This window comes from Caldicellulosiruptor acetigenus (genome assembly GCF_026914305.1).
GTDB classification, from domain to species: Bacteria; Bacillota; Thermoanaerobacteria; order Caldicellulosiruptorales; family Caldicellulosiruptoraceae; genus Caldicellulosiruptor; species Caldicellulosiruptor acetigenus.
The window spans coordinates 2,559,022-2,572,872 of record NZ_CP113866.1; the positions used below are offsets into that span (position 1 = coordinate 2,559,022).

The following is a 13,851-nucleotide window of genomic DNA, read 5'->3' on the forward strand; positions in this document are numbered from 1 at the left end:
CTTTTTCAAAACCTCGGCTATATCCTCAATAAAATCTCGCTGTAAATATTCGAAATAAAATCTATTAACTGTCCAAAAAGCGTAAGCATCAAAACAAGTATGAAAAGTATAATTCCAACTCCAATTACGCTCAAAACCATTGTTCCAACAGTTTTTCCTGCCGAAAATTGATGCGCTGCTTTCATCGCATTAAACAAACACACAATTAACCACAAAACACCTATCATCCTTACAAAATTTATAAACATTGCTTCTTCTGCTATCAAGAATTGACTCATTATAACTGCCAATAATGTACAAATAATATATGGCACCAGTGAATATGCTGAGAATACCCACACTTCTCCGAATTTACCCTCACCCTCCATAAGTGTTGTTACCATCCAGTTAGAAAGAACCCAGAAGAAGAATATCCCAACAGTACTTGAGAAAAGGGATATTATATTGATTTTGTCTTGCCTGTACGGATTAAATATGAAACCTGTATACTGTCTATTTATGACCATTGTTATAAAAAACAGAAATACTATTAAAATTGCTAATCCAATAGAACCTTTTCTCTCTTCTTTTAATTCCTCGAAACCTCTAAATGGGTGTAACATTGTATGAATTGGATATTTGTATTTGCTTATCTTCTTTGTATATATTTCTTGAGCCGAAACAGGCTTTTTGAATCGCTTTATTATAATGTACAAAGCTATTATCAATACTATTAAAGTTGTTGCAAGTACTCCAAAGTTTCTTTTCAAAAACTCATTTCTGAGGTTCTCTTTTGCTTCTGAATAATCTTCTTTGTCATTTGCTAATCTAAAGTAATACATTGCATCTGAATATCTATCCATTCTCAAAAGTGCTTTGCCCAAACCAACCTGCGCAAGAGCAAAGTTGAAATCCATCTTGTGAACCTGCCTCCATAAATCTCTTGCCTCATCATACTTACCTTCGTTGTACAAAATAGTAGCTTTATGTACTAAGCTGCCAAGTTTGGTTTCTTCAAAAACAGTAATTGCTCCTTTCAACTTATCAAGTACAAGCAGAGTATTTCCTATACTATCAACTGCTACTGGGTCCCTAAATGTTCCTATCTGGTCACCCTTGCCGCCACATATAAATAGCAAATTAGCATTTTGGTCATACTGGAATATCCTTCCTCTCTCGTAGTCAAGAGCATTTATAAAGCCATCGTTTGTTACGTCGATATCTATAAAATATGTATCTTCAAGCTCTTTCCCAGAATATTTTGGAATATCACCATAATCCCTTGTTTGACCTTTTTTCTTATACCAAAGAATATTTTCACCTAAGTAGTTTAGTTTTCTAATCTCACCTTCACTAATATCTGTAAGATTTGATGTCGTATATATAAACCCGTCTTTCCCTATGTCAATACTCGTACATTCTGTCGGCAAGTATCGTACCATTGATGATTTTTGTTCTTTTGTAAGAATACTTTTCCAAATCCTATCTACAAGGAGTTGCCAAGTTACAACAACTTTGTTGCTACCATAAAACCCTAAAAAGTTTCCATTTTGATCAAACATATAAGCACCCTCGAAGCTACCCAAGGAGAGCACATAAATAACCCCTGCATTGTCAACAACAACTTTGAACGGGACAAAATCTTTTTTTGCTGCTTTTAAATCTGACACCGGTTTTTCTATAGTTTTTACTAATTTACCATCTTGATTTACTACTAAAACCACCTTTGCACCCTTGTCGCAAATGTAGATAAAACCATCTTTATCAACAAATATGCCTTCTGGCTCTACAAGCTGAATATCGCCATTATTATCAAAGAACTTATCAATCACTTTTATCAATTTGAAATGCTGGTCAAAAATCACAATTCTTTTATTCCCACTGTCCATTATGTAAACATTGTTTTTACTATCTACATAAATATCTGATGGATTTTTAAATGCTCCAACACCCAAATCTTCGCCTCTAACCCATTTATTAGGAAAATAACCTGCTGCACTTGGAATCTCGTGCAGATATACATCATAATTGTACTGATAATAAGGCACTTCTCGCATGTCTTCTATTATATACGCATATGCACTTATATTACCGAACCACTGAAATATTAAACCTACTAAAAATACAGTAATTAGTTTTGCATATACTCTTCTTTTTATTTTCACTGTCCTCACCTTTACTTTCATAGTTTAACATAGAATATTTAATAAGAAACACCTTTTACTTTATACCAGCATTCACCATGGTTTCCATAACACTGCTCTGCGAAATTATGAAAAGGACTATTGGCGGTATCATTAGCACCAATGCAACAGCTGCTCCAACTCCAGCACGTGCAATACCTGCTGCTGCTATCTGGGACATAAGTGTAGGCAATGGTTTGAGACTCTCACTGAATATAAACGAACCTCCTGTCTGATTCCACAACTGCTGAAACGACAAAATCATCAGTGTAAGCCATGCTGGTTTGACATTTGGCATAACTATTCGCCACCAAATTCTCAATTCACTTGCTCCATCAATCTTGGCAGCTTCTAAAAGTGCATCTGGAATCTGTGTCATAAACTGTCTCATCAGGAAAAGCCCTAGCGTCATTTGCCAAGCAGGGAAAATCAGAGCACCATAAGTATCGATAAGCTTTAAATTCGACATAATAATGTAAAGAGGAATATAGGTAACCTGTGGTGTAAAAAGCAATGCAAGAACAATTACCTCGTTTATAATCCTCTTTGCTGCAAACTGATGTTTGGCAAGTGGATAAGCAGCCAACGAAGCTATTAAAATATGTCCTACAGTTCCAACTACACAAATAAACAAGCTATTAAAAATATACCTTGAAAATGGCACCCACATGTTTGTTGCAAGTTGAAATAGTAAGACAAAGTTATCAAGCGTAGGACGTCTTACATAAAGACGCGGTGGAAAGATAAAAATCTCATCAAACGGCTTGAACGCATTGACTATTGTATAAATTAGTGGCAATGCCATAAATACGCCTAAAATCGCCAGAATAGCAAATATAACAAGATTACCAGCCATACTCCTGTTTTGCTTTCTCCATGCCAATGTTGCTTTTTTGCTCAATTGATTTCACCCACTTTTTTTAAAATTTAATAATTGTTTAATCAAAGGAGTATCTTCTCAAAATTGATGCAATAACCTTGTTAGTCAAAAGCATCGCTATAAATAGGATTACCGCAATTGCTGATGCATAGCCCATCTCAAACCTGACAGTCCCGTAGTCAATAAGATAAGTCACCACAGTATCAGCACTGTATTCTCTTGTTGGGAGTCCACCAAGAGCCATTACAACTGTGCTCACACCAAACGATGCACCTATCTGCATAACCGCACCAAACATAAGCTGCGGTGCCATTTGAGGAATAGTTATATAAAAGAGTTCCTGAAATCTATTTCTTATACCATCAATTGCACCTGCTTCAAACAGCTCTCTGTCAAGGTTCTGAAACCCTGCAACAAAGGCTAAAAATCCTGCGCCCATGCTAAGCCACAGTTGAACTATTATAATTACCCACAAGATATAGTTTGGATCCTGCAACCAGTTGATAGGCTCATTTATAATGCCAAGTTTCATTGCCCATCCATTTATCAACCCATATACATCGCCGCTGAAGATAAATGACCAGATGAAAAACACATTGCCAGCAAGCGATGGAGAGTAAAATACAAGGGTTAAAAATGCTCTCAGTTTTGGATTAAATTCGCTTATAAACCATGCAAGGAAAAAAGACATAAAATAGCTAAGCGGTCCTGTTAAGCATGCAAATATCAGTGTATTCCTTAAAACTTTTAAAAATATCTTATCGCTTAGAAACAATCTTATGTAATTGGACCAACCAACCCATTTGGGTGGCTGAAGCATATTGTAGTTTGTAAAACTTATAAATATTGAACTGACAACTGGTATTAACGTAAATATTGTAAACAACAACATATAGGGTGCAATCATTAAATAACTGGCTTTGTTCTTTTTTATATCTTCAATTAGTCCCATTTTAAAATCTCCCTTCCTGGATTTATAAAACAGGCTTCAAAAAACCGTCTTTTATTGCTTGTACGAACTCAATTCTATCCTCTTTCTCTCAAGCTCATCATTGATCTCTTTTGTATACTTCCACAAGCTCTCTCTAGGATTTATTCCCTGATAAACAACTGCAGAAAATGCACTGTCTATACTTCTTGTAATATAATAACTACCAGGAACTTCCTCTATTTCTTTTACATACTTCCACTGTGATTCTAAATTTTCCATCTCTTCTTTGTTCCACGGAAGTCTTTGAAAAGCTGTCAAATTTGCTGTGTTGTACCTTGCCGCTGTTCCCATCAGCATCTCAAGTTCTTTACCAAACTGTGTTTGTATCTCATCAGACGTCCACCATTTCAAAAACTCCCAGCAAGCCTCTTTATTCTTACTTTTCTTTAATATAATGCATGCCGTGCCTGAAGCACCTGTTGATCGGTCTATTTCGCCGTTTGGCTTTCTAACACCTGGAATAGGTGCTATGCCCCATTCATTTCTGATCTCTGGTGCTGCTGTTGCAAGCAGATTATATGTTGTATAAGGTGCAATACCCAGAGGCATTTCACCAGTTCTGAATCTGTTGTAAAAATCATAAATGAGCGGCAGATTATATTTTGTGTAAAAATCTGTCCATGTCTTGAATGCCGCAACAGCTTCTGGCCTATCTAACAGTGTTCGTGTCTTTGTTTTGTCGTAGAAGTTACCACCAAACTGCAACAACAAGGTCGGAAATAGATTTCTTGCTCCAAGACCTGCGTCAATAGCTTCTAGCGCATCTATTCTTTGATAAGGCAAACCTACCTGAAGATTGTATCTTTGTAATTTTGCAATAACTCTGTACATATCATCCCATGTTTGTGGAAGTTCTATATTAAGTTCCTCCAAGATATCTTTTCTGTAAAACATCATGTAAAAATCTTGTGTAACTGGCAGTCCATAAACCCCACCATTATATGTGTACGGCACAAGCGCTGTAGGTGCAAACCTTTTCTTTACCTGTTCAAAATCTTTGAACTTACTCAAATCAACAAGTGCACCACGAGCAGCTAAGTTAACAGGCTGTGCTCTCGAAACAGTTAAGACCACATCAGGTCCTTTTCCAGCGAGTATAGCCTCAATCAAGCCTGCCTGCACTAAACTTACATTCACTTTTATCCCTGTCTGCGGTGTGAACGAATCATTTATCAAATCTCGTATAATCTGGGCCTGGTCACGCCCTCCACCAACCCATACTTTGATTACCTTTTGACCTTCATATACTTCTCCAATGTTGGTGTAGTCTTCAATAAAGGAGTATATAAATGCCTTAAATGAATTTATGAATTTGCTAGCCATTGAAGCTGTCGGCGATGGAAGTTTTGCATCAGGTGAAGCAACAAGTATATAATCAATTTCCAATGGCTGATCTCTTCTGTAAGCAAGCCAAGATGACAAACCGCTTAAATTATCTCTGAAATTTGAAATCCTACCAGGTATACTATCAGTATCTTTAGCCATATCTCTCAGCTGGAGAGCAACCCTTCGTAAGAATTCAGCTTCTCCACCCTTCTGCCCAGCCAGTTTCTCAAACAGTGTTGCTTCTTCTTCTAACTCATTGCTAAATTTCAACAAAGTCTTTACAAGCCCAGGTATCTGCTCTTCAAGAAAATAGTCTCTGTACAAATCTGGAGATGTACCTGTTATCATTATAATCTTCCTGTAAAGGTCATTCAGTCCTCTGGCTGTATTTTCAACTCTACTAAGTATTTCTGCAAATGAACCTAGGGTAGCTTCTAATTTGATTTCATGAAGTCCTTTTGTCAGATAAACCAAGTATGGTTTGTCTTTCTGCCCTATAGTCTTCATATACCATCTTATACTATAAGGAAATTCAATATCTTCTGCCTCTTTAAACGGAACTTTCCCATCAATATAAAGTTTTCTGTGAACAGACAAGCCACGAACAAAGTTCTGACGTGCTTTGATTGCTATTTTATAATAGCCATCTTCTGGAACTTCAATCTTCCAGCTTATCCACATCCCTGGATATCGCCAGTTCCATTGACCTATTGTATTTAATCTAATTTTTGATACATGGTAAGGTTCTGTCGCCGGATCTGTTCTGTCATATGTAGGATATAGAATAGGATCAGATTTTAGATATGGATGCTCACCTTGAACTTTGATAACAATGTCCTTTGAAACTTTATTTGTCATGTCATTCTTTTTTATGTAATCAGCATAGGAAGGCAACTTTTCTGGGTTATAGATGATTAGCTGTTTTAATGCAAAAGGTTCTCTTATGCTTACAAGTCTTATCGTGTGCTCACCTTGAGTAAAATAGAAAGGCAATGATTTGTTATAAAATCCCTCTGTATCAATGAAATCTACTTTCTGCCATCTCGGATCTTCCTGGCATTTCGGTCTCAAATCATTGTCTTTTTTATCCTTTCTTATCCCTGTTGTATCTTTCCATACTCTGTAAAAAGTCACTTTCTGAGCTTCTTTGTACGGGATTTTACCGTCAATCATCACAGCAACTTCTATACCCAAACCTTTACCAGGCAAAGGATAATACTGAAGAGCCATATTATACAGACCTGTTTCAGGAATATGTACCTTCCATTCGACCCAGCCCCCTTCTTTTTCCCACAAAAGAACATCATTCTGTCCCTTAAATTCCGCCACTTTTTTAAGAAATGCATTCTCTGAGTTGGTGTAATTTATCGCTTTAAAAACAATTGTATTTTGAGGCTTTTTTGCATTTTCTACCTTTTTCAAATATTCTTGAAGAGTTGATATTCCTTCAGAACCGAACGACATCGTTTTCAAAAGCAAGAACACTATAATACACGCAAAAGTTATTTTTAGTGTCTTCGATATTTTTGAAAACCTATTCAATTTTTATCAACTCCTTTTATTTTAATAAGTTTGCTGCATTTTCCTTCATTAAACTACAATTAGCTTGAGAAGATTTGTTATTTATACATTTCTTACTTAGACTATATTCATTTAGGATTTGGTCAATTTTAAAAGCGTAATTTTTACTAAACTAATTACTGTTGAGAGCCTTTTCAAATTCTAATATTCCAAAAGGTAAGTTATGTTTCGTCTATATTATATTATCTTAAACGTTCATTAGTCAATAGTTTTTAGTAGCATTATATTAAAAAAGTTGTACGTATACAACATGAATTTTAATCCCATTTAAAACTTTGTTGTTTTTTCGAGTAATAACAAATGAATAAAAATTAAGATGAATTTGTTGTAACCTGTCGAATAATGTCGAATTATGACTTTAAATTTGCTATTTAAATTTTACAGTTTAAAGATTTATATATTGTTATTATTTTCCTGACATTAACACATTTTATTTTAATCTATTTTCGATCAAATGACTTCATAACTGTTATCATTTCTCTTTTGCACACTTAAACCCTGCAAAAGCGATTGTTTGCTTGAATAAAATTTATTGTAAAAAGATTAAAAAACTCCTTGACATAAAATTGCAACGATGGTATAATAGCAGTGTAAGAAAAATGTCGAAATTTGTTGAAAGGAGGAAGATTTGAAATGAAATCAACAGGCGTTGTTAGAAAGGTTGACGAGCTTGGCAGAATAGTTCTTCCTATCGAACTTAGAAGAACACTTGACATTGCTGAGAAGGATGCTCTTGAGATCTTCGTTGATGGTGACAAGATAATCCTCAGAAAGTATGAACCAGCTTGCATCTTCTGCGGCAATGCAAAGGATGTTATCTACTACAAGGGCAAAAACATCTGCAAAGACTGCATGGATGAACTCAAAAAGAGCTAATTGAGCAAAAGAAGAAAGACACAACAAGAATAGAGGGCAGAAAAAATCATTCTGCCCTCTATTCTTTTTCATTTAAATTCATTGCTTTCAATCATAATCTTGTATACCTTGTTTTTAGGCAAATTCAGCTCATCTGCAACCATCTTTGCTGCCTCTTTTTTTGAAAATCCTTGCAAAAACTTTTCTTTGAGCCTTTCTCTTATAAGCTCAACATTATCATCTTGTGTTTTTTCTTTAGCATCTTCATAACCTCTCACAACAAGCACATATTCACCCTTGGGAGGATTTTGTTTGAAAAACTCTATCGCTTTTGAAAGATTTGTGAGCATGACACTCTCATGCACTTTTGTTATCTCTTTGACAATACTTATCTCCCTATCCACTCCAAAAATTTCAGCCATCTGAGAAAGTGTATCTAAAAGTTTGTGGGGAGCCTCATAAAATATGAGTGTCCGCTTTTCATATTTTAAGCTTTCAAGCTTTTCTCTCTTAGCTCTTTTATTTTTGGGTAAAAATCCCTCAAACACAAAGCCGTAGGTGTTCTGCCCAGAGAGCACCAAAGCACATACAAAAGCAGAAGGTCCGGGCACCACTGTAACCTCTATACCTTCTTCTATGCACCTTCGAACAAGCTCATACCCAGGGTCTGAAATAAGAGGCATTCCCGCATCAGACACAAGCGCAATCTTCTTGCCGCTTTTCAGCTCATGTATAATTTTCTCTTCTTTTTCTTTTGGGCTGAACTCATGAAAAGAAACAAGTTTCTTTTTTATCCCAAAATGGTTCAAAAGCTTTATGGTGACCCGTGTATCCTCACATGCAATAAAGTCTACCGAATTTAAAGTATCTATAGCACGTTTTGACATGTCATCTAAATTTCCAATTGGTGTTCCAACAATAAATAGTTTCCCACTCATTCCTTTTCATCCTCGCTGCCATTTTGCTCCTCAAGGTAATATTCCATCTCATCTATAAACAGTGGCTTGTCAACTTTTAGCGAACACTGTTTGCCTTTTTTTGCCTCTATCAGCACAAGTGAAGACTCTTTTTCCTTGTTCTGGTGAACAAATCGTATAAGGCTTGGTTCTAACTTGTAAAGTCTCAAATAATAGAGTGCATCTGTAAGTCTGTCGCTCCTGTAGACCATGTAAAAACGCCCGCCAAACTTCAAGATCTGCATTGCGCTTCTCACAACATCTTCAATGGTGCACATAATCTCATGTCTTGCGATGGCTTTTTTGATGTTTGGATTTATTGTTCCGCTGCTTACCTTCCTGTAAGGTGGGTTTGTAAAAACTACGTTTGCAAACTCAGAGCCAAAAATCTTGAGTGCATCTTTCAAATCAGCATTTATCACTTCAATTCTGTCCTGAAGATTGTTTATATTCCTATTCAAAATGGCAAGGTCACAAACTTCTTTTTGTATCTCCAGAACATAGAGTTTTTTGAACTTTTTGCCTTTTGCCCACAGCAAAATGGGGATTATCAGATTCCCTGTGCCAAACTCAACTACAATGTCATTTTTCTTAAGCTGTATAAAATCGCTCAAAACCACGGCATCTGTACCATACAAGAAAAAATCTGTATCTTGATATATACAGTAGTTCCCTATCTTTAAATTTTCCTTCCTGAGCATACTTCTACCTCTTTGCCTGCAAAATTGATAATATGACAATGTTATTATTCAGATGAAAAAATTCTATTCATTTAGTGTTGTTTTTTTTAGTAAAAGCATTATAATATATTATAGTGCCCTTGAAAATATTTGACAATCTCAAAAAGAGGAGATTTGTTATGAAGGTTTGTATTGTAGATGACGCCCATTTTATTAGGATAATGTTAAAAGACATCTTTACATCACTTGGGCACCAGGTTATAGCAGAGTTTTCTTCCGCCTCAGATCTCATAGAGGAGATAGAGGACCTCAAACCTGACATTGTAACACTTGACATAACCATGCCTGATATTGATGGACTTACTGCGACGCGTATCATTAAAAATATACTACCAGAAACAAATGTTATCATAATTTCTGCCATCTCTCAGCCAGATATTGAAAAAGAAGCAAAAAAATGTGGTGCTTTTGAGTTTATAAGAAAGCCATTTTCAAAGCTGGCAATTGAGCATGTTTTAAAACAAATTGAAGAAGAGCAAAATAGCAAAAATGGGGCTGTGCGATAAGCCCCTTTTTGATTGAAAAATTTTAGAAGTACAAATCCCTCACACCGTTTCTTATCATCTCAAGTCTTTTTTCTGTCTCTTTGCGCATTCTCTCATCTTTTATTTGATTTAAGCTCTCATATATCAAGCGTCTTCCAACCTCTTTTGTCTTTTCAGAACCATAGTCCTCTAAATACTCCATAAAAGTCAAAAGCGCATTTGGTGTGCAAAAGTCTTGAATATCACCTGTCTTTGCATACTGCATAAACAAATCCCCTGTTCTCCCTTTCCTATAACATGCAGTGCAGTAGCTTGGAATATAACCTGCCTCACAAAGGGTTCTTATGACCTCATCTGGACTTCTTTTATCTTCTACCTCAAACTGTGCAAGGTCTTCATCTAAATCACCCGTGGATTTTCCTTCATACTCAAGTGTGTAGCCGCCAACACCTGTGCAAGAACCAGCGCTGATTTGCGATATCCCAAGGTCAATTACTTCTTCTCTAAAACCTGGCCTTTCACGGGTAGATAAAATCATGCCAGTGTAGGGCACGGCAAGTCGAATTATTGCAACAATCTTTTTAAACTCTTCATCAGAGACCAAATAAGGGTATCTTTCTTTTGTCACCTCAACACCTTCTGCAGGTCTAATTCTTGGCACAGAAATTGTATGCGGACCTACTCCAAACCTTTCCTCAAGATGCTTTGCATGCAAGATTAGTCCAACAACCTCAAATTTATAGTCATAAAGCCCAAAGAGCACTCCAAGCCCAACATCATCAATTCCTGCCTGCATTGCTCTGTCCATTGCCATCGTGTGCCAGTCATAATCTGACTTTGGCCCTTCGGGGTGCATGTATTCATAGGTTGGCCTGTGGTATGTTTCCTGGAAAAGTACATAGGTGCCTATTTTTGCTTCTTTTAGCATTCTGTATTCTTCAATGGTTGTTGCAGCGATGTTGACGTTCACCCTTCTTATGTTTCCTTTTTCTTTATATACTGAATATATTGTTTTAATGCTATCTATAACATATTCAATTGGCGCTTCTTTTGGGTCTTCGCCAAGCTCAAGAGCAATTCTTTTGTGCCCAAGAGATTCAATTATTTCAACCTCTTTTCGTATCTCATCCATTGTGAGCTTTCTTCTTTTCATCTTTGTATTTGACCTGTGATAACCACAGTATCGGCAGTTGTTTACACAAAAGTTGCTGATGTAAAGAGGTGCAAAAAGTACAATTCTTTTACCATAAATCCTCTCTTTTACCTGTCTTGCCGCCTTAAAAAGCTTTTCTAAAAGGTCTTTGTCCTCTATATAAAGAAGGGTTGCAACCTCCTGAGGCTCAAGTCCATTTAGCTGCAAAGCTTTTTCAATTATTTCTTCTGCTCTCTCAATATTTTTGCTTCCCTCTTCAAGGATATCATAGACCATCTGGTCATTTATAAAATCAGCTCTTTCCCATTGATCTTTTCTAAACATCTCAAAATCACACTCCAATTTCTTATTTAGTAAGAGCACTTTTTACCTTAACACCTGGCAAGCTACCAAGTTTACCTGTGAGCGCACCAATCTCATCAGTTGTCCCATCAACAATGAGCGAAATCACACAAAGCCCTCTTTCTTTATATGGTATACCCATTCTCCCAACAATAATATCACCATGGTCACTTAGGATTTTGTTGAGCTTATCTGACACCTCTTTCCTGTTCTCAACCACAATTCCAATAACTCCAATCCGCCTTTCCATAAAAACACCATTCCCTTTTCTAAAAAAATAAATCCACCTCTCCTGACTTTTTTAACCTTTTTAGCCAAAAGAGGTGGATACAAGCCTTATTCTTGCTGACTTCAATCCAATTCCCCTCCTTATCAGGCTACTTTGCCCTCTAAGTCAGGAGCAAATGTTTTGTTTGTTAATATTATAACATAGTTTTTAGTAAATTAAAACACTATTTTAATCTCCTTCAGCAAAAATATCTTTATTCACTTCAAACTACAGCATATATGATATAATGATAGTAAGCAATGAGCAACAAAAAATAAGCAATGAGCAACAAAAAAGTGGCAAAAGGAGTTGAAATAAAATGGCTGTTTTCTTTTTATTTTTGATATGCTGGGCAGTAGGTTTTATCCTCTTCGCAAAAATCTCCTTAGATCAAGAAGAAACTACTGAACTGCCTGATGTGAAAGTCTCGGTCATTATCCCTGCTCGAAATGAAGAAAAGAACCTTCCCTTCTTGCTCGAGTCGCTCAAAAGACAGTCTTTAAAGCCCTATGAAGTAATAGTTGTAAACGACTTTTCAGATGACAAAACAAAGGAGATTGCAAAAAGCTTTGATGTGAAAGTAATCGATAACCCTCCAATTCCAAAGGGCTGGACAGGAAAAAACTGGGCTTTGTGGAACGGGTATTTGCACTCATTAGGACAGATTCTAATCTTTTTAGATGCTGATGTTCGACTCTCTGAAGATGGCATTGAAAAGCTCACAAAAGCACTTTTTAAATCCAAAGGAGCAATCTCTGTAATTCCATATCATAAAACTGAAAAGTTTTACGAAAAGCTGTGCATGATTGTCAACATACTTGGTGTTTTTGCCTTCACATCACCATATGAGAGAAAAAGCAAACAAAAAGGACTTTATGGTTCATGCATTGCACTTTTCCGAGAAGATTACCAAAAGATAGGTGGTCACAAAAGCATCTGCAGCAAAGTGACAGATGATTTGAGCCTTGGCAAACGCTTGAGTAGCTTCAACATCAATATAGAAAATTATCTTGGTATTGACACAGTCTGGTTCAGAATGTATCCAAATGGTATTAAAAGCCAGGTTCATGGTATTGCAAAAAGTGCAGCGCTTTCAATGCAGCTTCTACAAAGAAAGACCACAATCTTAATTGCTCTGTGGGTTTTAGGACTTTCGTTGTCAGGATTTTTGACACCTTTTTTGTTTTTTGCACACCATTCTCTTTTTAAGATATTTTTGTTAGCATATTTACTTTATTTTGTCCAGATTCTCTACCTTCAAAGATACATAGGAAATTTTGGAATTGTGATGCCTCTTTTTCATTTTGTATCTACAGCTTTTTTCCTGTTCATGGTTTTATACTCATTTTACCAGGTCAAATTTACAGGAAGTGTGTGGTGGAAAGGAAGACAAATAGAAGTAGGGGGTAAATAGGGATGATTGTTTTTATCGTGCTATTAGAGTTTTTTTGCGGTTCTCTCATGTTCTCTTACTGGCTTGGAATGCTATTTAAAAAGGATATAACAGCTGTTGGAGATGGAAATCCCGGTGCATTTAATTTGATACAGGCAGTTGGGTTTAAAATTGGGCTCTTAGGTGTTGCCTTAGACTTTTTAAAAGGTTATTTTCCTCTTGTGTACTTTGTTGAGAAAGGCTACCTTCCAAAATCGTATATAATTGCCGGAGCAATTGCACCAATCTTGGGCCATGCATTTTCGCCTTTCCTAAGATTTAAAGGCGGAAAAGCAATTGCAACTACATTTGGAGTGTGGAGTGCTACAACTCGTTTTAGGGTTTCTCTTTTCTATGCGGTAGTACTTGCCCTGCTCTTTTTAATAGCAAAAAAGCTAAAGCATGGTGGTCCTACCTCAACAGAAGAGGATGCTTTTATGGTAGTGCTCGGTTTTACAATTGTGGGAGCATATCTTTATTTGAATAACTTTTCGGTCTATCTTTTGACTTTGTGGTTTTTAAACCTAATTATAATGATATATAAAAACAAGGAAAAACTTGCTACTTTTTATATTTCGCTCACTGATAGACAACATGAGATAAAAAAATAAATTCTTTTTCCTCAAAAGAATAGTTTAGTATCTTTTGTCCTGATAATGTTTTGTATAGCAAGTAATGCC

Annotated in this window: 12 protein-coding genes; 4 read left to right on the forward strand and 8 right to left on the reverse strand. The window is 36.2% G+C overall.

The genetic code is table 11. The annotated features are described in order from the left end of the window. Positions 1 to 17: 17 nt before the first annotated feature. From OTK01_RS12450 to OTK01_RS12465, 4 genes are read right to left on the reverse strand one after another with little or no spacing between them, the layout of a single operon-like run. Positions 18 to 2,165, reverse strand: a complete 2,148-nt coding sequence (locus tag OTK01_RS12450) for a YIP1 family protein (protein ID WP_029671901.1) — start codon at positions 2,163 to 2,165, stop codon at positions 18 to 20. A gap of 34 nt (positions 2,166 to 2,199) precedes the next feature. After that, the gene (locus tag OTK01_RS12455) at positions 2,200 to 3,063 is read right to left on the reverse strand and encodes a carbohydrate ABC transporter permease (protein ID WP_029227850.1); all 864 of its coding nucleotides are present in this window, start codon (positions 3,061 to 3,063) and stop codon (positions 2,200 to 2,202) included. Positions 3,064 to 3,100: 37 nt separating this feature from the next. Next, positions 3,101 to 3,994, reverse strand: coding sequence for a carbohydrate ABC transporter permease (locus tag OTK01_RS12460; RefSeq protein WP_029227851.1), 894 nt, complete (start codon positions 3,992 to 3,994; stop codon positions 3,101 to 3,103). Positions 3,995 to 4,045: 51 nt separating this feature from the next. Then, positions 4,046 to 6,901 carry an extracellular solute-binding protein gene (locus tag OTK01_RS12465; protein WP_029227852.1) on the reverse strand — a complete coding sequence of 952 codons (2,856 nt, stop codon included), beginning with the start codon at positions 6,899 to 6,901 and terminating at the stop codon, positions 4,046 to 4,048. Between the two features lie 672 nt (positions 6,902 to 7,573). Here OTK01_RS12465 and OTK01_RS12470 point away from each other — a divergent pair. After that, the gene (locus tag OTK01_RS12470) at positions 7,574 to 7,816 is read left to right on the forward strand and encodes an AbrB/MazE/SpoVT family DNA-binding domain-containing protein (RefSeq protein ID WP_013431573.1); all 243 of its coding nucleotides are present in this window, start codon (positions 7,574 to 7,576) and stop codon (positions 7,814 to 7,816) included. 68 nt (positions 7,817 to 7,884) lie between these two features. Here the strand turns inward: OTK01_RS12470 and rsmI are convergent, their stop codons facing one another. Further along, entirely contained in the window at positions 7,885 to 8,733 is an 849-nt protein-coding gene (gene rsmI / locus OTK01_RS12475) for a 16S rRNA (cytidine(1402)-2'-O)-methyltransferase (RefSeq protein WP_029227853.1), read from the reverse strand. Next, positions 8,730 to 9,452: a tRNA1(Val) (adenine(37)-N6)-methyltransferase gene (locus tag OTK01_RS12480; RefSeq protein WP_029227854.1), complete on the reverse strand. Its 723-nt coding sequence runs from the start codon at positions 9,450 to 9,452 to the stop codon at positions 8,730 to 8,732. The genes rsmI and OTK01_RS12480 overlap by 4 nt, the downstream gene beginning before the upstream one ends. Positions 9,453 to 9,610: 158 nt before the next feature. On the opposite strand from OTK01_RS12480, the gene OTK01_RS12485 reads away from it, so the two are divergent. Further along, on the forward strand, positions 9,611 to 9,997 hold the full coding sequence (locus OTK01_RS12485; RefSeq protein ID WP_029227855.1) for a response regulator: 387 nt from the start codon (positions 9,611 to 9,613) through the stop codon (positions 9,995 to 9,997). A 22-nt stretch (positions 9,998 to 10,019) separates the two neighbouring features. Here OTK01_RS12485 and hydG read toward each other — a convergent pair whose 3' ends face one another. Then, positions 10,020 to 11,453 (reverse strand): [FeFe] hydrogenase H-cluster radical SAM maturase HydG, encoded by a 1,434-nt coding sequence (hydG, locus tag OTK01_RS12490; protein WP_029227856.1) that lies wholly within the window; start codon positions 11,451 to 11,453, stop codon positions 10,020 to 10,022. Positions 11,454 to 11,475: 22 nt separating this feature from the next. Continuing rightward, a complete protein-coding gene (locus OTK01_RS12495; protein WP_013431568.1) occupies positions 11,476 to 11,721 on the reverse strand; it encodes a TM1266 family iron-only hydrogenase system putative regulator in 246 nt (81 codons plus the stop codon). Between the two features lie 337 nt (positions 11,722 to 12,058). Here OTK01_RS12495 and OTK01_RS12500 point away from each other — a divergent pair, with 337 nt between their 5' ends. Both OTK01_RS12500 and OTK01_RS12505 read left to right on the forward strand, forming a co-directional pair. Next, entirely contained in the window at positions 12,059 to 13,153 is a 1,095-nt protein-coding gene (locus OTK01_RS12500) for a glycosyltransferase family 2 protein (RefSeq protein ID WP_029227857.1), read from the forward strand. Between the two features lie 2 nt (positions 13,154 to 13,155). Beyond that, a complete protein-coding gene (locus OTK01_RS12505; protein WP_029227858.1) occupies positions 13,156 to 13,782 on the forward strand; it encodes a glycerol-3-phosphate acyltransferase in 627 nt (208 codons plus the stop codon). Positions 13,783 to 13,851 lie beyond the last annotated feature (69 nt).

Bases quoted from the DNA above. Each gene is read 5' to 3' on its own strand.
- OTK01_RS12450 (WP_029671901.1), bottom strand. From the start codon at position 2,165: ATGAAAGTAAAGGTGAGGACAGTGAAAATAAAAAGAAGAGTATATGCA.
- OTK01_RS12460 (WP_029227851.1), bottom strand. From the start codon at position 3,994: ATGGGACTAATTGAAGATATAAAAAAGAACAAAGCCAGTTATTTAATG.
- OTK01_RS12470 (WP_013431573.1), top strand. From the start codon at position 7,574: ATGAAATCAACAGGCGTTGTTAGAAAGGTTGACGAGCTTGGCAGAATA.
- rsmI (WP_029227853.1), bottom strand. From the start codon at position 8,733: ATGAGTGGGAAACTATTTATTGTTGGAACACCAATTGGAAATTTAGAT.
- OTK01_RS12480 (WP_029227854.1), bottom strand. From the start codon at position 9,452: ATGCTCAGGAAGGAAAATTTAAAGATAGGGAACTACTGTATATATCAA.
- OTK01_RS12485 (WP_029227855.1), top strand. From the start codon at position 9,611: ATGAAGGTTTGTATTGTAGATGACGCCCATTTTATTAGGATAATGTTA.
- hydG (WP_029227856.1), bottom strand. From the start codon at position 11,453: ATGTTTAGAAAAGATCAATGGGAAAGAGCTGATTTTATAAATGACCAG.
- OTK01_RS12495 (WP_013431568.1), bottom strand. From the start codon at position 11,721: ATGGAAAGGCGGATTGGAGTTATTGGAATTGTGGTTGAGAACAGGAAA.
- OTK01_RS12500 (WP_029227857.1), top strand. From the start codon at position 12,059: ATGGCTGTTTTCTTTTTATTTTTGATATGCTGGGCAGTAGGTTTTATC.
- OTK01_RS12505 (WP_029227858.1), top strand. From the start codon at position 13,156: ATGATTGTTTTTATCGTGCTATTAGAGTTTTTTTGCGGTTCTCTCATG.